Genomic DNA, 18,287 nt, shown 5'->3' with positions numbered 1-18,287 from the left:
CGGAGGAACCTCTATGGCGGAGCCACGGGACCAGACCTCGCCCCCCGCGCTCGAGCTGCTCGACGCCGAGCTGCTCGCGCCCGGGCTGCTGCACGAGCTCAAGCAGCCGCTCATGGGGGCGGACGCGGCGGCGGCGCTCCTCGAGCGCGTCGCCGGCGCGGAGCTCGCGCGCCACGAGGAGTGGCGGCTCCTGCGCGGGCAGCTCGCGCGCCTCGCCGAGGTGGTGCACGGGTACGAGGCCCTGCTGCGCGCCGACGACGCCGGCCCCGCGCCGTTCCAGGTCGGGCCGGTGGTGGCGCGCGCGGTGGACCTCCTCGCCCACCGCATCCGGCCGCTCGCGCACCGCTTCGACCTGAGCGCCGCGGGCGCCCCGCTCCACGGGTTCGGCGCGCCGACGGCGCTCGTGCACGCCGCGACGAACCTCCTCGCCAACGCGCTCGACGCGGTGGAGCAGGTGGGCGGCGAGCGGCGCGTGGCGGTGCGCGTCCTGCCCGCCGCGGAGCGCGGCGTCGAGATCCGGTTCTCCGACGAGGGGGCCGGGATCGCCGCGGAGCACCGCGCCCGGCTCTTCGAGCCGCGCTTCACGACCAAGCCGCCCGGCAAGGGCACCGGGCTCGGCCTCCACCTCTCGCGCCGCCTGATGAGCCGCTTCGGCGGCCGGATCTGGCTCGTGGACGAGGGCGACCCCGCGCGGCTCCCCTGGGCGGTCACCGAGTTCTGCATCACCGTGCCGGCGCCGCCGGCGGGGGTGACGCCGTGAGGGGGCTCCGCGTCGCGATCGGCGCCTTCGCGATCCTCGGGGTCGTCGCGCTCGCGCGCGCGGGCCTCCGCGCCCACGAGGAGCAGGCGCCCGCGCCGGTGCCGGCGCGAACGGCGCCGGCGGCGACTCTCGCCCCGGTGAAGGCACCCGCCCCCGAGGCGTGGCGGGAGCGGGCCCGCTCGCCCGCCGAGGTCCCCCCCGGCGTGGTCGCCCGCCTGGCGCGCCGGGCCGCCGCGCGCGCGGAGACGTGCTCGCCCGACGCGGCGCCCTCGGATCCGTCCGCGCCGTTCCCCGAGGCGCGCTGCGTGAAGGCGAACGCGGACGTCGAGATCGACTGGAATGGTGCGTCGTCGTCCGCTCGCTGATCGCCTCCCCGCGCTCGCCGTCGCCGCCGCGCTCGCCGCGCTGGCGGCGAGCGCGCGCGCGGCGGACGCCGTCCCCGCCTCGGGGGGGACGCTGCGGATCGTCGCCGAGCCGCGGCGGCTCGTGCTCGGGCGGGACGCCGGCGCCGACCTGCGGATCGCGGCGCCCGCCGAGGTGGAGGACGTCGCGCTCTCGGCGAGCGCGGGGTCGATCGAGGCGGTGCGGCGGCTCCCCGGCGGAGGCTTCGCGGCGCGCTACCGCCCGCCGGCGGCGCGGTTCCCGCAGGTCGCCATCGTCTCCGCCCTCGCCCGCACCGGGCACGGCCTGCTCGACGGCTGGCTCGCGCTGCCGCTCTCCGGCCAGGGCGACGCGCACGTCCACGCCGCGCCCGGCGCGCAGGTCGCGCTGCGGATCGGCGACGAGACCTTCGGGCCGCGCGTCGCGGGGGCCGACGGCGTGGCGGTCATCCCCGTCGTGGTGCCGCCCGGCGTCCGGGAGGGGCACCAGGGCTTCACGCCCGTGGACCTCCACGTCCCGGAGACCGCGCTCCTGCACGCCGTCGTGGACCGCGCCTCGGTGCGCGCCGATCGTCCGGAGAGCGTCCGGGTCCTCGCGTACGTGGTGGCGCCCCACGGGACCGCGCGCCGCGGCGACGCGCCGGCGCTCGAGGCGAGCCGCGGCAGCGTCGCGCTCGTCGCCCGCGAGCCGGGCGCGTTCGAGGGCACCTGGACCTTGCCGCCCGGCGGGGCCGGCGAGGTCGAGGACCGGCTCGTGGTGCGGCTCCCGGGATCGCCCGCCTCGCGCGTCGTGCTCCGGGTCGAGCGCACCGCGGGCGCGGTCGAGGCGCCGCCCGGCGTGGCGGCCGCGGACCCGGAGCGGCTGCTCGCGCCGCGCCCGGCGAGCTCGAGCGCCTCGGTCTGGGCCGGTGTCGCGGCGGACGCCCGGGGGCGCTTCGTCGGTCCCCGGGTCGGGCTCGCCGCCGAGCTCGCGGGCCCCGGCGGGACGCTCCCGCTCGCGTGGCGCCTGGAGGCGGAGGCGCTCGCCGCGGACCCGGGCGGTGCCGCCGGGGTGGACCGGCTCCTCGCGGGCGCGCTCCTCGCGGGCGGCGCGCTGCACGGCGACGTGCGCCGCGTCCACGTCTGGGCGAGCGCGACGGCCGGCGCCCTCCTCGCGCGGGCTCGCCCCTCCGCGCCCGGCCCCGGCGTCGCCCCGGCCGGGCGGCTCGCGGTGGGGGCGGCCCTCCCGCTCCGGCCCGGCGCGCCCTACCTCGAGGCGTCGGTCCTCGCCGCGAGCGGCGGGCCCGCGGGCGCCTTCGCGGCCTTCGGCCTCTCGGCCGGGTTCCGCTTCGACCTGGAAGGAGTCCCATGGCGACGATCCTCATCGTCGACGACGAGCCCGTGATCCTCGACGTCTTCCGTCGCTTCCTCGAGGGCGACGGGCGCACCCTCCTGCTCGCCGGCTCGGCGCGCGAGGCGCTCGCGCTCGCCGCGGAGGCCGGCGAGATCGACGTCGCGCTGGTGGACAAGAACCTCGGCGACGGCTCCGGGCTCGAGGTGGCGCGGCGGCTCAAGGCCGCGAAGCCGGACGTCGAGGTGATCCTCGTCACGGGGTACGCCTCGCTCGACTCCGCCATCCAGGCGGTCCAGATCGGCGCCTACGACTACGTGACGAAGCCGGTGTCGGACTACGACGCGCTCAACCTCAAGGTGGAGAACGCCGCCGAGAAGGTCCGGATGAAGCGCTCCCAGCGCGAGCTCGTGTCGCGGCTCGTCGAGAGCGAGGCGCTGCACCGCGGCGTGTTCGAGACCTCCTCGGACGCGATCCTGATCGTGGACGCCGGGAGCGGGCGGCTCGACGACGCGAACCCGGCCGCGGAGCGGCTCTACGGCCGGGACCGCGACGCGCTCCGGCGGCTGCGCTTCGCGGAGCTCCTCGATCCGGAGGCGGAGCCCGAGGAGCCGCGCCCGGGGCTGCACGCCGCCCCGGGGCGCCACCGGCGGGCGGACGGCACCGGGTTCCCGGTGGAGATCACGGTGGACGACCTCAGGCTGCACGACCGGGCGCTCCGGGTGGTCTTCGTCCGCGACGTCTCCGAGCGCGAGCGGGCGGAGGCGCAGCGGCGCGAGCTCGAGCAGAACCTGCGGCAGGCGCAGAAGATGGAGGCGATCGGCCGGCTCGCCGGCGGGGTCGCGCACGACTTCTCCAACGTCCTCGCGGTGATCCTCGGCTACTCCGAGCTCCTGATGCGCGACCTGCCCGAGTGCGACGAGCGGGTCCGGGAGAGCGCCGAGGGGATCGTCGAGGCGGCGAACCGCGCGGTCGGCGTGACGCGCCAGCTCCTCACGCTCTCCCGCAAGAAGCTGCTCCGCCCCGAGCTGCTGTCGCTCAACAAGGCGGTGACCGACGTGAGTCGGCTCCTCTCGCGCGCCATCGGCGAGCGGATCGAGCTCACCACCCGGCTGCAGGACGGGCTCTGGCCGGTGCTCGCCGACGCCGACCAGCTCGCCCAGGTGCTCATCAACCTCGCCGTGAACGCCCGGGAGGCGATGCCCGACGGCGGCCGGCTCTCCATCGCCACCGAGAACGTGGAGCTCCGCGAGCCGCTCCGGGGCCTGCCGCTCCCCGCCGGGCGCTACGTGACGCTCACGGTGAAGGACGACGGCTGCGGGATGGACGAGGACGTCCGGGCCCGGATCTTCGAGCCGTTCTTCACGACCAAGGAGACCGGCACCGGGCTCGGCCTCGCCACCGTCTACGGGATCGTCCGCCAGGCGGCGGGCGCGATCCGGGTCGAGTCGCGCCCGAAGGCGGGCACGGCGTTCACGGTGTACCTCCCCGTCGCGCCCGAGCGCGCCGGGCACGTGCGGCTGCAGGTCTCGGCCGCCGCGCCGCGCGGGCTCGGCGAGACCGTGGTCGTGGCCGAGGACGAGGACGCGCTCCGCACGCTCCTCGGCCGGGTCCTCGCCTGCTCCGGGTACCAGGTGATCGCCGGGCGGAACGGCGCCGAGGCGCTCGAGGCGGCGCGCCGGCGCGGCGGGCCGATCGATCTCCTCCTCGCGGACCTCGTCATGCCGCGGATGAGCGGCGCCGAGCTCGCCGACTCGCTCGCGTCCGACCAGCCCGGGATGAAGGTCCTCTTCATGACCGGCCACACCGACGACGCGCTCGTGCAGGACCGGCTCGTGGACGGCGACGTGGAGCTCATCCAGAAGCCGTTCACGAGCGAGGCGCTGCTCGGCCATCTCCGGCGGCTGCTCGGGCCGCCGAAGGCGATCGCGTAGCTACGACGCACGATCGCTGCCTGCGGCGGGCAGACTCGTCGCTGTGCTGCTCGGCGTACGGAAACAGTACGCCTGCGCTGCGCGCTCCTCTTGTGCCCGCCTCGGCGACGCGCTCGTGCGTCTCGCCCTGGCTGCGACGCACGATCGCTGCCTGCGGTCACCTGCATGCCGTGACTGGCGATTCCGTTCGCCCTGAGCGTAGGCGCGCGCGGCGCGCCGGAGTCGAAGGGCGAGCAGCACAGCGTGCCCCGTGATCCGTCCCCGTCACCGTCACCGACCGTCCCGTGCCCCGTGAACCGTATCGCGTGGCCCGTCGCCCGATCCCGTGACCCGACGCGACACGGGCCACGGGATGCGGGAGGCGGGTACGGATACGGGGAACGGTCACGGTGACGGTCACGGTCACGGGTACGGGTTCGCGTTCGCGTTCGGGCACGCCCCGGTGATCCGTGCCCGTCACCGCAGCCGCACGAGCGTCGCGCCCCAGCCGCCGGCGTCCTCACCGGCCGGCCCGAACCACGCCACGCGGGGATCGCGGGCTAGGAGCGCCTCGACCGTCCGCCGGAGCGCTCCGGTGCCCTTCCCGTGCACGATCCGGAGCTCGACCAGGCCGGCCGCGCGGCAGGCGCCGAGCCACTCCGGCACGAGCGAGCCCACCTCGGACGGCCTGAACGCGTGCAGGTCGAGGAGCCCGTCGATCGGGAGCGGCACCGGCGCGTCGTGCTCGTCGTCCAGGCTCATCGCGCCAGGTAGTAGCCCGACCGGAGACGGGTGGGCCATCGAAAGGTCACCGCGAGGTGGACAGGTGCGAGCGGCGTCGCCTCCGAAGGGCGGCGCCCCTACGCGGTCGAGCGGCGCGCGAGGCCGGTCCCCCTTCGCTCGTCCCCGCGCGAGCCCTGCGAGCGACCGGGATCGGGTAGTTTCCGGCGATGCGCCTCGCCGCCTCCCTCGCCCTCGCCGCGATCCTCGCCGCCGCTGCGCCGGCTCCGGCCGCGGCCGCCGGGCCCCGGCTGCTCCGGTACGACCTCTCCGTGGACGTCCCGATCGCCGCCGGGACCCTCGTCCTCTGGGGTGGCACCGAGCTCCTGAAGCACGACCTGGCGCCGGCGCGCTGCCGCGTCTGCGGGACCAACTCCCTCGACGCGGGCGCCCGCGAGCTCCTCCTCGCCCGCGACGTGGACCTGCCGCGCCGGGCGTCCGACGTGCTCACCTACGCCGTCATGCCCGCCGGCGTGGCGGCGCACCAGCTCCTCGCCGCGCGCGCCGGCGGCAGCGCGCGCGAGGGGGCGCGGGACCTCCTCTTCGTGGTGGAGGCGGTCGGGATCGCCGGGTCCCTGGACCAGCTCGTCAAGTACACGGTGGGGCGGCAGCGCCCGTTCGCGCACTACGGCAACGCGCCGGCGGGTCGCGCCCCCGACCCGGACGACAACCTCTCCTTCTACTCGGCCCACACCACCGTCGCGTTCTCGCTGGCCGCGGCGGCCGGGACCGTCTCCTCGCTCCGGGGCTACCGGAGCACACCGTGGGTGTGGGCGGTCGGCATGACGCTCGCGACGACCGTCGGCTACCTCCGGATCGCCGGGGACGAGCACTACCTCACGGACGTGCTCGTGGGCGCCGCGCTGGGCGGTGCGATCGGGGTCGCGGTGCCGCTCGCCCTGCACGGGCGCGAGGACGGGGCGCAGGCGCCGGGAGCGACCGCGCGCGTACAAGTGTTCCCGCTGCCGCTCGGGGTGCTGGTGGCGTTCTAAACGGCGATCATGATTCGAGAACGGTCAGCGGGGAGGGGCCCCACCGCAGGTGGGGAGGGGCAGCGCCCCTCCCCGCGGGACAGCGCGCGCCAGCGCGCGTGGGCCCCGCGAAGCCAGGGGTGGGGCCCCGGCGAGCTTCGCTCGACGGGGCGGGGGCGCAGCCCCCGTGTAACCTGGCTAAACGAGGGCGCGAGGCGCGACACCGAAGGTGTTCGCGAATCGCGAACCCTCGTTTAGGCGTTCTCCTCGTCGAGGACGCTCACGTAGACCATCGTCTGGTTCAGGAGCTGGTAGGCGATCTCGCCGAACGTCATCGGGCCGACGATGTCCCCGGTCTTCCTGCCCTCGAGCGACGAGTTGACGTAGTTGAGGATGCAGTTGCACGAGAACGCGATCCGGTTCCCGAGCCCGGAGGGGAGCGCGGAGGCGAACGCGGCGACGTAGTCGGGGACCGGACGGGCGTGGTGATAGCGCACGCCCGCGAACACCGGCGCGAAGAACCGGACCTCGCCCGCGGCGTCGTCCACCGCCTGGAAGCTCACGTTGATCCGCGCGCCGTAGTAGTCGGCGACGAGGGGCAGGCGCGTGTCGAGCCCGGCCTCCCGCACGTACTCCGCGAAGCCGCGGCGCTGGCCGTCCACGTCGGCCGAGGTGGCCGTGAAGCCGGTGGCGGGGAACGTGATGGCGGGGCCGTCGCCCTTCTCGAAGATGTTGAGGATCGCGAGGTCCACGACCTTTCGTGGAGGGATCGCGATCTGCATCACCACGGCGTGCCGATGCAGGACCTCTCCGGTCGAGCCGTCGAACACCCTCGGGAGCGCTCTCCCGATCTCGGAGAGGTGGACGCCCGAGATCCAGCCGAAGAGGGGGGCGGTCGCGAACCCGTCGTACCGCGGCGCGTTGCGCGCGAAGGAGAGGTGCACGGCGCTCCCGTATGGCGCGACGATGACCCCCATCCCGTCGGGGGGCAGATCGGTGTAGACGCGCGCGATCCCGGCCTCGTCATAGCGGCGGATGGCGACGTGCTCGAACCCGTCCGGGAGCCGCTCCGCGAAGATCCGGCTTCGATCGGCGATCCCGCCGTCGTCGCTCATGAAGTACGGGATCGTCCCCGCGATCCACCTCCCCCGCGGCAGCAGCCGGAGGCGGCTCTCGTCCCCGGCGAGCAGCAGCGGCTCGCCGCGACGGATCAGCGTCGCGACCTCGTCGACGTCGAGGAGATGACGTTGCATGGGGTCAATGCATCATAGGCGCCCGGGCGCCGGTGCGCCGGGCGGGTTATCGGAGGAAGACGCGGAGCCGTTCGTGACAGCCGCCGACCGGCCGAGCACGCCCATGCCCCCTCTCTCCGGCCTCAACTTGCTGGCGCAGCAGCTCCGGATGGCCGCGCTCGAGGCGGAGGCGACCCGGTTCCAGCGGTTCGCGCGCGACGCCCCGATCGGCATCCTGTTCATCGCGAGTGACGGCACCGCCCAGTTCGCGAACGACGAGTACCTGCGGATCGTCGGTCGCTCGAGCGACGAGTTCGAGGCCGAGCGGTTTCGCCTCGCCGGGAGCGCGCTCCCCGACTTCCTGGATCCCGCGCTCGGTCCGCGCCACGCCGCCGAGTGCGTCCGGCCGGACGGCACCCGGGTGCCGATCCTCGTCGGCATCTCGGCGCAGGAGGACGGCCTCGCCGCGTTCGTCCTCGACCTCACCGCCGAGAAGGCGGCGGAGCGGGCGCTGCAGGAGAGCGAGGAGCGGTGTCGCGCCATCGCCGCGCGGCTGGAGGAGGAGGATCGGCGCAAGGACGAGTTCCTGGGGGTCCTGTCGCACGAGCTGCGGAACCCGCTCGCGCCCATCCGGAACGCCCTCCACCTCCTCTCGCACGGGGGGGACGACCCCGGGCGCGCGGCGCGCGCCCGCGAGGTGATCGAGCGGCAGGTCGGGCACCTCTCCCGGCTGGTGGACGATCTCCTCGACGTCACGCGGATCACCCGCGGGCGGATCGAGCTCCATCGCGTGACGGTCGATCTCGCGCGGATCGTCCGCGAGACGGTGGAGGACCACCGCGCCGGGCTCGAGGCGGCGGGCGTCCGGGTCGTCCTGCAGCTCCCGCCCGCGCCGACCTGGGTGGAGGGCGACCCGACCCGGCTCGCGCAGATCCTCGGGAACCTGCTGCTCAACTCGGCCAGGTTCACGCCGCCGGGCGGGACGGTCACGGTGCAGCTCGAGGACGAGGCCGCGGGCAGCGCGCTGCTCTCCGTCCGCGACACGGGCGAGGGCATCGACGCCGACGTCCTCGGGCGGATCTTCGAGCCGTTCTCGCAGGCGGACCGCAGCCTCGCCCGGACGCGTGGCGGGCTCGGGCTCGGGCTCGCGATCGTGAAGGGGCTCGTCGAGCTGCACGGGGGCAGCGTGACGGTCTCGAGCGCCGGCCGCGGCGCCGGGACGGAGGTGTCGCTGCGCCTGCCCTGCGCCCCCGCGGTGGTCTCCACGCCGACGCCCCGCCCGGCCGCGCCGCGCGCCGCGCACGTCCTCGTCATCGAGGACAACGTGGACGCCGCGGAGACGGTGCGGGAGGCGCTCGAGCTCGAGGGCATGAGGGTCGCCGTCGCGGGCGACGGCGCGGCGGGGCTCGCCGCGGTCCGCCGGCTCCGGCCGGACCTCGTGATCTGCGACATCGGGCTCCCCGGCGGGCTCGACGGCTACGACGTCGCGCGCGCGATCCGGGCCGATCCCGCCCTCCGCGACACGCCCCTCATCACGCTCACCGGGTACGCCGGCCCGGAGGATCGCGCGCGCGCGCGGGAGGCGGGGTTCGACCTGCACCTCGGCAAGCCGACCGGGATCGACGACCTCCTCCGCGCGGTCTCGTCGGTGGTGCCCCCTTGATCGCCCGCGCCTCCGTCGCGAGCGCTCGCGGGCCGCTAGGCGGCTGACAGCTCGGCGAGGCGGCGCGCGAGGACGCCGCGGATCGCGTCGAGCTCGAACGGCTTCTCGACGCACGGCACGGGCTCGGTCGCGAGGAAGGCGCGGGCCGCCGGCGTGAACGCCCCGCCGGTGAGGAAGATCACCCGCCGGGCGAGGCGCGGGTCCCGCCGCCCGAGCGCGCGGTAGAGGTCCACGCCGCTCATCCCGGGCATGAGCAGGTCGGTCAGCACGAGGTCGAACGGGGCGCCGCCCTCGATCCGCTCGAGCGCCGCGCGGGCGGAGGAGACGAACGTCACGTCGTGCTCGCCCCGGAGCGCCCGCGCGAGGCCGGTGCCGACCAGCGGCTCGGCGTCCCCGAGGCGGCGCGGGCCGCGGCCGGCCGGCGGCGGCGCCGGCGCCGGCGGGGCGGCGGACCGCCCGGCGCGCTCCGCCGCGGGGAGGGCGACGCGGACGAGGGTGCCCCGCGCCGCCGGCTCCACGGAGATCTCGCCGCCGAGCCCGGTCACGATGTGGTGGCAGATCGAGAGCCCCAGGCCGATGCCCGCGCCCGGCGCCTTGGTCGTGAAGAAGGGATCGAACACGCGCTGGAGGTGCTCCGGCGCGATGCCGCAGCCGGTGTCGCGGATCTCGACCACCACGCGCGCGCCGTCGCGCCGCGCCCGGATCGCGATCTCGTTCTCCGCCACCCCGCCTTCGCGGATCGCCTGGGCGGCGTTCACGAGCACGTTCAGGAACACCTGCTTCAGGCGCGCCTCGTCTCCGCGCACCGGCGGGAGCTCGGGCAGGTCCTTCACCAGCCGGGCGCGGTGGCCGATCTCGGTCCAGGCCCGCTTCACGCAGCACTCGATCACCGGGCGGAGGTCCACCGCCCCGCTCGGCTCGTCGCTGGCGCGGGAGAACGTCTCGAGGTCCCGGATGACGCCGCGCATCCGCTCGGCGCCCGCGCGCGCGTCGCGGGCCGCCTCGGCGAGCTGGACCGTCAGGTCGGCGTCCTCCGGGGAGAGGCCGGGCGTGCGCGCGAGCAGCTCGCGGACGCGCTCGAGCCGCTCCGCGAGGAAGGCGACGTTCGCGTTGACGTACGCGAGGGGGTTGTTCAGCTCGTGCGCGACGCCGGCGGCGAGGGTGCCGGTGGAGACGAGCCGGTCCTCGAAGGCGAGCCGCGCGTGCAGCCGCTTCCGCTCGGCGATGTCGCGCATCACCGCGAGCTGCCGGCCGGGGTGGATCGCCGCGAGCACGGCGAGCTCGACCGGGTGGGCGCGGCCGTCCGGCCCGGTGACCTGGGCCTCCCGGAGAGGTGACGGGCCGCCCGGGCCCGCGGGGAGCCGGTCGTGGGCGACCGGCACGAGCGTGTCGATGCTCCGCCCGACCAGCGCCGCGGGCGTCGTGCCGAGGAGCGTCCCCGCCGCCGCGTTCGCGTCCCGGATCACGCCGTCGTCGTCGAAGACCAGCATGGCGTCGAGCGCCGCCTCGAACACCGCGCGCCCCTCGCGCTCGCGGTCGATGACCTCCTCCTCGGCGCGCCGCCGCGCGAGCGCCGTGGAGAGGAGGCTCGCCGCCGTCTCGAGGAAGCGCACCTCGTCCGCGGAGAAGGCGCGCTCGTCTCGGGCGTACGCCCCGAGGACCCTGCGCTCGCACCCGAAGAGCGCCACCTCGGCGGCGGTCCGGAACCCGAGCGCCGCCGCCGGCGAGGCGCCGTCCAGCGGACCCTTCTGGATCCCGGCGCCGGCGACGATCGTGACCCGGCCCTCCGGCTGGTCCCAGACGGCGGCGGCGTCCGCCTCCAGCACCTCGGCGATCGACGCGCAGGCGGCGTGGAGGAGCGGCTCCACCTCCTCCGCGCTCATCGCGAGCTCCCCGAGGACCGCGAGCGCGGCCTGCTGGCTCGCCCGGGCGGCGAGCTCGGCGTGGTTGCGGCGCCGCAGGGAGACGTCACGGTAGAAGGCCGCGATCGTCGCGGGGCCCGCGCTCGCGATGCAGGACCGCTCGAGGACCCGGCCGTCGGTCAGCGCGAGCTCCTCCGGCGCGCCCGAGGAGCCCTCGTGCAGCATCTTCCAGCGCCACGCCGTGGCGTCGAGGGTCCGCATCGACAGCGCCGTGGCGAGCGCCGCGCGAGCCTCGGGCGTCCGGCCGAGGGCGTGGATCGCGGCGACCTCCCCGGTCGTCACGCCGAACAGCTCGGCGAGCGTCCGGTTCATCGCGAGGAGCTCGCCGCGTGGACCGCAGACCGCGAACCCGAGCGGGGCCCGTCCCGCCACCAGACGCAGGAGCGCCGCCGTCAACGCCGGATCCTCCTGGGAGGAGCCCGGTGCGCCTGACGGGTCGGCGGAGGACGGGATCACGGGCACGTCGCCCCTGGATGCATGATCCGTTCGCCCGCGAACGGACCGCGCCTTTTCCGGCATTGTCCCGTGATCGGGGGACTAGCTGACGATCGGCCCTCATTGGCGCGGCGGGTCGCTGCCGCCTCGGGGGTGCCCGGCGCCCCGGTCCGATGGGGGGATGCTGCCCCGCGGTGCCGGCGCGCAGTCGAACTTCTCTCGGTCGGGTGGCCCGGTCGGGTGGCCCGCGAACTTCTCTCGGTCGGGTGGCCGGGTGGCCCTCGGTCGGGGATCGGAACTTCTCTCGGTCGAGGGGGCGGGCGGCCGGCGTCGGATGGCGGGGTTCCGGGCACGCGCTCCGGCCACGCTCACGCGTGCGAGTGCGGCGCTCGCGCAGGGGCGGGCGGCGGACTATACGTCAGCGCCCTGGATCTCTCGGATCACATCGACCGGCTGGCCGGGCTCCTCGCCGCCGAGCGCGAGGAGGAGCGTGCGCGCTTCGCCGAGGGCAGGGCGCGGCTCTCGCTCGCCGAGCGCGAGGCGCGCGGGCTCGCCCTCGCCGACGTCGAGGCGGCGGAGGAGGGCGCCCTCGCCGGGCGAACCCTGGTCACCTTCGCGCGCGGGGGGCGCCCGCTCCCCGGCGGACGCATCGGCGCGGGCAGCCTCGTGTCGGTGGCGCTCCGGCGCGAGGTCCGGGACGACGCGCCCACCGGGGTGGTCGCCCGGCGCACGCGGACCCAGATGGCGGTCGCGTTCGACGAGCCGCCGCCGGAGTGGGCGACCGACGGTCGGGTGGTGCTCGAGCTCGAGCCCTCGCCGGTGACCTGGGAGCGGCTCGCGGCCGGCCTCTCCCGGCTCCGGACCGACCGCGCCGGGAGGCGCTGGCACGGGCCGCTCTCGGGGGCGCCGCCGCGGTTCCTCCCCCGCCCGCGTGGCCCGGCGCTCGAGGCGGCCCTGAACGGCGAGCAGCGCGCCGCGCTCGACCTCGCCGACCGCGCCGAGGATCTCGCCCTGGTGCACGGCCCGCCCGGCACCGGCAAGACCACCGTCCTCGTGGAGGTGATCCGCCGGGCGGCCGCGCGCGGCGAGAAGGTGCTCGCCGCGGCCCCCTCCAACCTCGCGGTGGACAACCTGGTCGAGCGGCTCGCCGCGGCGGGGCTCTCCTGCGTGCGGGTCGGCCACCCCGCCCGCGTGCTGCCGGCGGTGCTCGCGCACACGCTCGAGGCGCGGGTGGCGGATCACGAGGCGGCGCGCATCGCGAAGGGGCTCGTCGAGGAGGCGCTCGCGCTCCGCCGCGACGCCCGGAAGCGCAAGGCGCGGCGCGGCCCCGGACGCTTCAGCGAGGCCCGCGCCGCGGAGCGCGACGCCCGGGCGCTGCTCGCGGAGGCCCGCGCCCTGGAGGCCCGCGCCGAGGCCGAGGTGCTCGACCGCGCCGACGTGGTGCTCGCCACGCTCACCTCCCTCGACGCCCCCGCCCTCGCCGCGCGGCGCTTCGCGCTCGCGGTGGTGGACGAGGCGACCCAGGCGGTGGAGCCCGCGACCGTGCTCGCGCTCCTCCGCGCCGAGCGGGCGGTGCTCGCGGGCGATCACCTGCAGCTCCCGCCGACGGTCCTCTCCGCCGCGGCGCAGGCGGGCGGCCTGGGGATCTCGCTGTTCGAGCGGCTCGCCCTGGCGCACGGCGACGCGGTGAAGGTCACGCTCGCCGAGCAGCACCGGATGAACGCGGCGATCATGGCGTTCCCCTCGGCGGCGGTCTACGGCGGCGCCCTCCGGGCGCACCCCGCGGTGGCGTCGCGCGCCCTCGACGGCGCGCCGCTCGAGGTGATCGACACGGCCGGGCGCGGCTTCGAGGAGGAGACGCCCGAGGGCTCCGACTCGAAGCAGAACCCGGGCGAGGCCGATCTCGCGGGGGCGGAGGCGGAGCGGCTCCTCGCCCTCGGCGTCGCGCCGGGGGAGGTCGCGGTGATCGCCACCTACGACGCGCAGGTGCAGCGGATCCGCGAGCGGCTCTCCGCCTGGCTCGATCGCGGCCTCGAGGTGGACACGGTGGACGGCTTCCAGGGGAGGGAGAAGGAGGCGGTGATCGTCTCCCTCGTCCGTTCGAACGACCGGGGCGAGGTCGGGTTCCTCGCCGACATCCGCCGCATGAACGTCGCCCTGACCCGGGCGCGCTCCAAGCTGGTGGTGATCGGCGACGGCGCCACCGTGTCGCGCCATCCCTTCTACGAGCGATTCTTCAGGCACGCCCAGGACGTCGGCGCATGGCGGAGCGCCTGGGAGCGGGACGCGTCGCTCGCCGGCGGGGATTGACGCTGGCCCGCCCGGGTGCGACAGATCGTGTAATCGGGCCCGCCGTCGGGTCGAATCCGGGCGCGAGCCCGTTGGACGTCGTAAGATGCCGCCCGGTCTCTGGGGGGAGATCCCATGGCGAGCAGGGTCGTTGGCCCGGTCGCGGGTCCGGGGGGCGCGGGAGGCGCCTTCGTCGCCTCCACGCAGCGTGACGCCGACGACCGCGAGCTCCTCGCGGCGGTCTTCGACGCGTCGGCGGCAGGGCTCGCCCTCGTCGTGGGAGAGGACCTGCGGTACGTCCGGGTCAACTGGGCGTACCGCGCGCTCACCTCCGCGCCGGAGGTCGATCCGGTCTCCCGCACCGTGCCGGAGCTGTCGCCCCTGCCTGCCGCCCGCATCCCGAACCTTCGGCGCGCCCTCCTGAACGGCCAGCCGCTCCACCTCGAGGACCACCCGGTCCCGTTCGGCCCGGCGACGCGGTGGTTCTCCTGCCGCGCGCGCCCGCTCCGGCACGCCGGCTGCCCCGCGCTCCTCCTCGAGCTCTGGGAGACCACCGCGTTCGTCCTCGCCCGCCGGAGCGCCGAGGCCGCGCTCGACCACGCCCTGCGGCGCGCCGCGGAGCTGGACGCGGTGATCGACGCGATCCCCGACGGGTTCGTGCTCTACGACGCGCGCGGCGAGGTGCTCCGCTACAACGGCAGCGCCGCGCGGCTGGTGGAGCGGGAGGGCGTCGATCCGCGGACGGCCCTCGCGAGCCCGGGGCTCTGGCGCCGGTTCACCGCCGCCGACGGGCGCCCGCTCGCGCCGGAGGACGCGCCGGTGACGCGCGCGCTCGCGGGCGAGACCGTGCTCGGCGCGCACCTCCGCGTGGCGACGCCGTCGAGCGCGGAGCGCTGGCTCCTCGCGAGCTCGGCGGCGGTCCGGGCCCCGGACAACCGGGTCGCCGGGGCGGTGTTGACGCTCTCCGACGAGAGCGCGGTGCACGCGCTCGAGGACGCGCGGGACGACCTCGTGCGGATGATCAGCCACGACCTGCGGACGCCGCTCAACGCCGTCTACACCCAGGCCCACCTCCTCCGGCAGGCGGCGCAGGACCCGGCGAAGGTCTCGGACCGGGCGCGCGCGATCGTCCGGAGCTGCGAGCGGATGAGCACGATGATCCACGACCTCGTGGAGACGACGCTGCTCGAGGCGGGGCAGCTCCAGCTCGCCCCGATCCCGGTGGACCTCGCGAGCCTCCTCCCCGAGCTGGTCGAGCGCCTCCGGGGCGGGCTCGAGGTGGACCGGGTCGCCCTCGAGCTCGAGCCCGGGCTGCCGCCGCTGCTCGCCGATCCGGCGCGGCTCGAGCGGATCCTCACGAACCTCCTCTCGAACGCGCTCAAGTACTCGCCCGGCCAGGCGCCCGTGACGGTCGCGGTCGGGCCGGAGGACGGCGGCGCCGCGGTCGGGATCGCCGTGTCCGACCGGGGCGTCGGCATCGCGCCGGAGGACCTGGCGCACGTCTTCGACCGCTATTACCGCGCCCGCGGGGCGCGCCGGCCCGAGGGGCTCGGGCTCGGCCTCTACATCACCCGCCTGCTCGTCGAGGCGCACCGCGGCCGGATCGAGGCGGTGAGCGCGCTCGGCCAGGGCAGCACCTTCCGGATCCACCTCCCCGCTGCGGGCCGCGAGGGCGTCGAGTAGGTCTCGAGCCCTGCCCTGGCGCGAGCCGACCGCGCGCCGTACAGTCCCGCGGGTGATCCGCAGCACCTTCCGGCTCGCGCCCGGGATCGGGCCGTGGTTCGAGTCGCGCCTCTGGAACGCCGGCGTCCGGCGCTGGGCCGAGCTCCCGGGCGCGCCGGACACCGCGATCTCCCCGCGGCTCCGGCCCCGCCTCGCCGACGCGGTGGCCCGCGCCGAGGTCGCCCTGGCCGCGGGGGACGCCGAGGCGCTCGCGGCGATGCTCCCCCGCGCCGAGCGCTGGCGCCTCTACGCCGCCTTCGCCGCCGACGCGGCGTTCCTCGACGTCGAGAGCGACGGGGAGGACCTCACCTGCGTCGCCGTCCTGGACCGGAACGGTCCCCGGATCTTCGTCGCCGGCCGCGACCTCGACCGCTTCCCGGAGGCCACCGGCGGCTGGAAGCTCCTCGTCACCTTCAACGGCGCGGCCTTCGACGTGCCCGCGCTCCGCCGGGCGTTCCCGGGGTGGCGCCCGCCGCTCGCGCACGTGGACCTCTACGTCCTGTGGCGCCGCCTGGGGCACGCGGGCGGGCTGAAGCGGCTCGAGGCCGAGACGGGCGTGGGGCGCCCTCCGCACCTCCACGGCCTCACCGGCCGCGACGCGGTCCGGCTCTGGCGGGCGCACCAGGCGGGCGAGGCGGGCGCCCTCCGCCTGCTCGCGGAGTACAACCTGCTCGACGCGGTCAACCTGAGACCCCTGATGGACCTCGGCTACAACCGGATGATCGAGCGGCTCCGGCTGCCGGCCGAGCCGGTGCCAGTGTCCGAGCGCGGCGACGTCCGCTACGATGTGACGAAGCTCCTGCTCGCCCTGGATTGACCCGGCGCCGCCCCGGACACCTCCCATGCCCGCCTCCGCCCCCGCCCAGCCCCGCGACGACGACGGTCGCTACGTGAACCTCGACGGCTCGCGGCCGCACTCGGTCGGGAAGATCTTCCGCTGGGCCGTGTGGGACCGGCTCACCGGGCGTCGCCGCGTGTCGCCGCCGCGCGCGCCGGTCCGCGTGGTCGCCCCGGACCTCGACCGGCTCGCCCGCCCGCCCGCGGCCGGCGAGCCCGCGCGGATCACCTGGCTCGGCCACGCGAGCTTCCTCGTCCAGCTCGACGGCGTCTCGCTCCTCGTCGATCCCGTACTCCTCCCGTCGATCTTCGGTGGGGTCGAGCGGAACGTCCCGCCCGGCGTGCCCGTCGAGCGGCTCCCGCCGGTGGACGCCGTGCTCGTGTCGCACTCGCACTACGATCACCTGGACCTGCCGACGATCGAGCGGGTGCGGGCGCCGGTGGTGGCCGGCCTCGGCCTCGCGCGGTGGTTCCAGGCCCGGCGGATCCCCGCGACCGAGCTCGCCTGGTGGGAGACGACGCAGGTGGGCGCGGTCCGGATCGCCTTCGTGCCGGCGCAGCACTGGAGCCGGCGCGGCCTCCTCGACTCGAACTCCACGCTGTGGGGCGGCTTCGTCGTCGAGGGCTCCACCGCGACGCTCTACCACGCGGGCGACACCGCCGCGTTCGACGGCTTCGAGGAGATCGGCGCCCGGTTCGCGCTCGACGCCGCGCTCCTCCCCATCGGCGCCTACGATCCCGGCTGGTTCATGGAGCGGCAGCACCTGAACCCCGAGCAGGCGCTCGAGGCGTTCGAGGCCCTCCGCGCCCGGACCTTCGTCGCGATGCACTGGGGCACGTTCAAGCTCACCGACGAGCCGCTCGACGAGCCGCCGCGGCGGCTCGAGGCGGCCCGGGCGCGGCGGGGGATCTCGCCGGAGCGCGTCCGGGTGCTCGCGGTGGGCGAGAGCCTCGAGGTGGCCCGGAGCGCGCCCCCGGCGCCGCCGCGGTAGCCCCTCCATCCCCCGGCTCCATCCCTCGGAGCGGGCGCCGCGAGCGGCCGCCGAGCGGGTGGGACCTGCGTCCACACACGCCATCGGAGGATGGTCCAGGCCACGGCGGCGCAGGTATCCTCGCCTCCGGCCCGCGGCCCTCTTGCGCGGGCGCCGCGAGGAGCAGGGAGCGTGCAGCGCGATCGGAAACCATCGGCGGTGGCGCGCGTCGTCCGCCTCGCCCGCCCAAGGGGCGCGTCCCGCGGCGCGCGCGAGCCCTCGAGGCGCGGCGTCCCCGACCTGGCGCGCGGGGCCGGCGCGCTCGTGGCGGCGCTCCTCGCGATCGCCGTCTCGGGGTGCCACCCCTCGATCCAGGGGAACGGGGTGCTCCGCGAGGAGGACCGGACCTCGACGCTCTCGCCGTTCGTCGGCGTGCAGGTCGAGGACGGGATCGAGACCGACGTCACCGTCGGGCAGCCGCTGCGCGTCGTGGTGAGCGGCGACGAGAACGTCGTCCCGTACGTCGAGACGAAGGTCGAGACCGACGCGACGGAGGGGATCCCGGTGCTCGTGGCGCGGGTCTCGTACCTGAGCGGCTACACCGCCCGCAACCCGCTCCGCCTCACCGTCTCCGTGCCCGACCTGCGCCTCGCCCGGGCGGTCGGCAAGACGCGGATCGCCGCGAGCGAGGTCGCCGCGGAGGCGCTCCGGGTCGAGGGCGGGGAGGGGAGCACGCTCCTCCTCTCCGGCGCCGGGACGGGCGCGTCGCCGGCCCTCGACGTCGTGCTCGCCGGCGCGCGGCTCGACGCGCGGCACTACGCGGTGGCCACCGCGAGCGTGGCCCTCACCGGGGAGGCCCTCGCCCAGCTCGACGCGACCCAGGACGTGACCGGCACCGCGGTGCCGCCGGGCCGGGTCGAGAACTCGGCGCCGGGAGCGGGCTGCGACGTCTACGACGGGAGCGGGAATCGCGTGAGCTGCGCCCCGTCGCCGTAGCGAGCCCGGGCGCCGGCGCGGGTGGCGATCGCCCCGCGCCGCGCCGGCCGGCCGGGCGGCCGCCCGCGGGGAGGCGTGGACGGCCG

At 76.4% G+C, this 18,287-nt stretch carries 14 protein-coding genes; 11 read left to right on the top strand and 3 right to left on the bottom strand.

The features are described 5' to 3' along the window. Window positions 1-13 precede the first annotated feature (13 nt). The 4 genes from MNZ27_RS00070 to MNZ27_RS00055 are packed head-to-tail and all read left to right on the top strand — an operon-like array spanning window position 14 to window position 4,404. Window positions 14-760, top strand: coding sequence for a sensor histidine kinase (locus MNZ27_RS00070; RefSeq protein WP_242391971.1), 747 nt, complete (start codon window positions 14-16; stop codon window positions 758-760). After that, entirely contained in the window at window positions 757-1,125 is a 369-nt protein-coding gene (locus tag MNZ27_RS00065; protein WP_242391970.1) for a hypothetical protein, read from the top strand. The genes MNZ27_RS00070 and MNZ27_RS00065 overlap by 4 nt, the downstream gene beginning before the upstream one ends. Further along, complete coding sequence (locus MNZ27_RS00060) at window positions 1,100-2,524, top strand: hypothetical protein (protein ID WP_242391969.1); 1,425 nt, start codon at window positions 1,100-1,102, stop codon at window positions 2,522-2,524. Before MNZ27_RS00065 ends, MNZ27_RS00060 begins: the two co-directional genes overlap by 26 nt. Continuing rightward, a complete protein-coding gene (locus MNZ27_RS00055) occupies window positions 2,488-4,404 on the top strand; it encodes a hybrid sensor histidine kinase/response regulator (protein WP_242391968.1) in 1,917 nt (638 codons plus the stop codon). The genes MNZ27_RS00060 and MNZ27_RS00055 overlap by 37 nt, the downstream gene beginning before the upstream one ends. Before the next feature lie 456 nt (window positions 4,405-4,860). On the opposite strand, the gene MNZ27_RS00050 is transcribed toward MNZ27_RS00055, so the two are convergent. After that, on the bottom strand, window positions 4,861-5,184 hold the full coding sequence (locus tag MNZ27_RS00050; protein ID WP_408629666.1) for a Smr/MutS family protein: 324 nt from the start codon (window positions 5,182-5,184) through the stop codon (window positions 4,861-4,863). Between the two features lie 149 nt (window positions 5,185-5,333). On the opposite strand from MNZ27_RS00050, the gene MNZ27_RS00045 reads away from it, so the two are divergent. Next, window positions 5,334-6,155 carry a phosphatase PAP2 family protein gene (locus MNZ27_RS00045; RefSeq protein WP_242391967.1) on the top strand — a complete coding sequence of 274 codons (822 nt, stop codon included), beginning with the start codon at window positions 5,334-5,336 and terminating at the stop codon, window positions 6,153-6,155. A gap of 233 nt (window positions 6,156-6,388) precedes the next feature. On the opposite strand, the gene MNZ27_RS00040 is transcribed toward MNZ27_RS00045, so the two are convergent. Next, complete coding sequence (locus MNZ27_RS00040; RefSeq protein WP_242391966.1) at window positions 6,389-7,387, bottom strand: DUF6976 family protein; 999 nt, start codon at window positions 7,385-7,387, stop codon at window positions 6,389-6,391. A 103-nt stretch (window positions 7,388-7,490) separates the two neighbouring features. Here MNZ27_RS00040 and MNZ27_RS00035 point away from each other — a divergent pair, with 103 nt between their 5' ends. Continuing rightward, the gene (locus tag MNZ27_RS00035; protein ID WP_242391965.1) at window positions 7,491-9,029 is read left to right on the top strand and encodes an ATP-binding response regulator; all 1,539 of its coding nucleotides are present in this window, start codon (window positions 7,491-7,493) and stop codon (window positions 9,027-9,029) included. A 35-nt stretch (window positions 9,030-9,064) separates the two neighbouring features. Here the strand turns inward: MNZ27_RS00035 and MNZ27_RS00030 are convergent, their stop codons facing one another. Further along, on the bottom strand, window positions 9,065-11,347 hold the full coding sequence (locus MNZ27_RS00030) for a hybrid sensor histidine kinase/response regulator (RefSeq protein ID WP_242391964.1): 2,283 nt from the start codon (window positions 11,345-11,347) through the stop codon (window positions 9,065-9,067). 279 nt (window positions 11,348-11,626) lie between these two features. Here MNZ27_RS00030 and MNZ27_RS00025 point away from each other — a divergent pair, with 279 nt between their 5' ends. The 5 genes from MNZ27_RS00025 (at window position 11,627) to MNZ27_RS00005 (ending at window position 18,201) form a co-directional block, all read left to right on the top strand. Further along, window positions 11,627-13,696 carry an AAA domain-containing protein gene (locus tag MNZ27_RS00025; RefSeq protein WP_408629665.1) on the top strand — a complete coding sequence of 690 codons (2,070 nt, stop codon included), beginning with the start codon at window positions 11,627-11,629 and terminating at the stop codon, window positions 13,694-13,696. A gap of 114 nt (window positions 13,697-13,810) precedes the next feature. Beyond that, window positions 13,811-15,358: a sensor histidine kinase gene (locus MNZ27_RS00020; RefSeq protein WP_242391963.1), complete on the top strand. Its 1,548-nt coding sequence runs from the start codon at window positions 13,811-13,813 to the stop codon at window positions 15,356-15,358. A gap of 52 nt (window positions 15,359-15,410) precedes the next feature. Further along, entirely contained in the window at window positions 15,411-16,214 is an 804-nt protein-coding gene (locus MNZ27_RS00015) for a ribonuclease H-like domain-containing protein (protein ID WP_242391962.1), read from the top strand. Window positions 16,215-16,239: 25 nt separating this feature from the next. After that, window positions 16,240-17,226, top strand: a complete 987-nt coding sequence (locus MNZ27_RS00010) for an MBL fold metallo-hydrolase (RefSeq protein ID WP_242391961.1) — start codon at window positions 16,240-16,242, stop codon at window positions 17,224-17,226. A 198-nt stretch (window positions 17,227-17,424) separates the two neighbouring features. Then, complete coding sequence (locus tag MNZ27_RS00005) at window positions 17,425-18,201, top strand: GIN domain-containing protein (protein WP_242391960.1); 777 nt, start codon at window positions 17,425-17,427, stop codon at window positions 18,199-18,201. The last annotated feature ends 86 nt before the right edge of the window (window positions 18,202-18,287 follow it).

It is taken from the genome of Anaeromyxobacter oryzisoli (genome assembly GCF_022690765.1).
GTDB lineage: Bacteria > Myxococcota > Myxococcia > Myxococcales > Anaeromyxobacteraceae > Anaeromyxobacter > Anaeromyxobacter oryzisoli.
Note: the sequence above shows the minus strand (reverse complement) of the source record. Positions and strands in the feature narration are given on the sequence as shown.

Coding starts and splice junctions, on each gene's coding strand:
- MNZ27_RS00070 (WP_242391971.1), top strand. CDS start 14: ATGGCGGAGCCACGGGACCAGACCTCGCCCCCCGCGCTCGAGCTGCTC.
- MNZ27_RS00060 (WP_242391969.1), top strand. CDS start 1,100: ATGGTGCGTCGTCGTCCGCTCGCTGATCGCCTCCCCGCGCTCGCCGTC.
- MNZ27_RS00055 (WP_242391968.1), top strand. CDS start 2,488: ATGGCGACGATCCTCATCGTCGACGACGAGCCCGTGATCCTCGACGTC.
- MNZ27_RS00050 (WP_408629666.1), bottom strand. CDS start 5,184: ATGGCCCACCCGTCTCCGGTCGGGCTACTACCTGGCGCGATGAGCCTG.
- MNZ27_RS00045 (WP_242391967.1), top strand. CDS start 5,334: ATGCGCCTCGCCGCCTCCCTCGCCCTCGCCGCGATCCTCGCCGCCGCT.
- MNZ27_RS00040 (WP_242391966.1), bottom strand. CDS start 7,387: ATGCAACGTCATCTCCTCGACGTCGACGAGGTCGCGACGCTGATCCGT.
- MNZ27_RS00035 (WP_242391965.1), top strand. CDS start 7,491: ATGCCCCCTCTCTCCGGCCTCAACTTGCTGGCGCAGCAGCTCCGGATG.
- MNZ27_RS00020 (WP_242391963.1), top strand. CDS start 13,811: ATGGCGAGCAGGGTCGTTGGCCCGGTCGCGGGTCCGGGGGGCGCGGGA.
- MNZ27_RS00010 (WP_242391961.1), top strand. CDS start 16,240: ATGCCCGCCTCCGCCCCCGCCCAGCCCCGCGACGACGACGGTCGCTAC.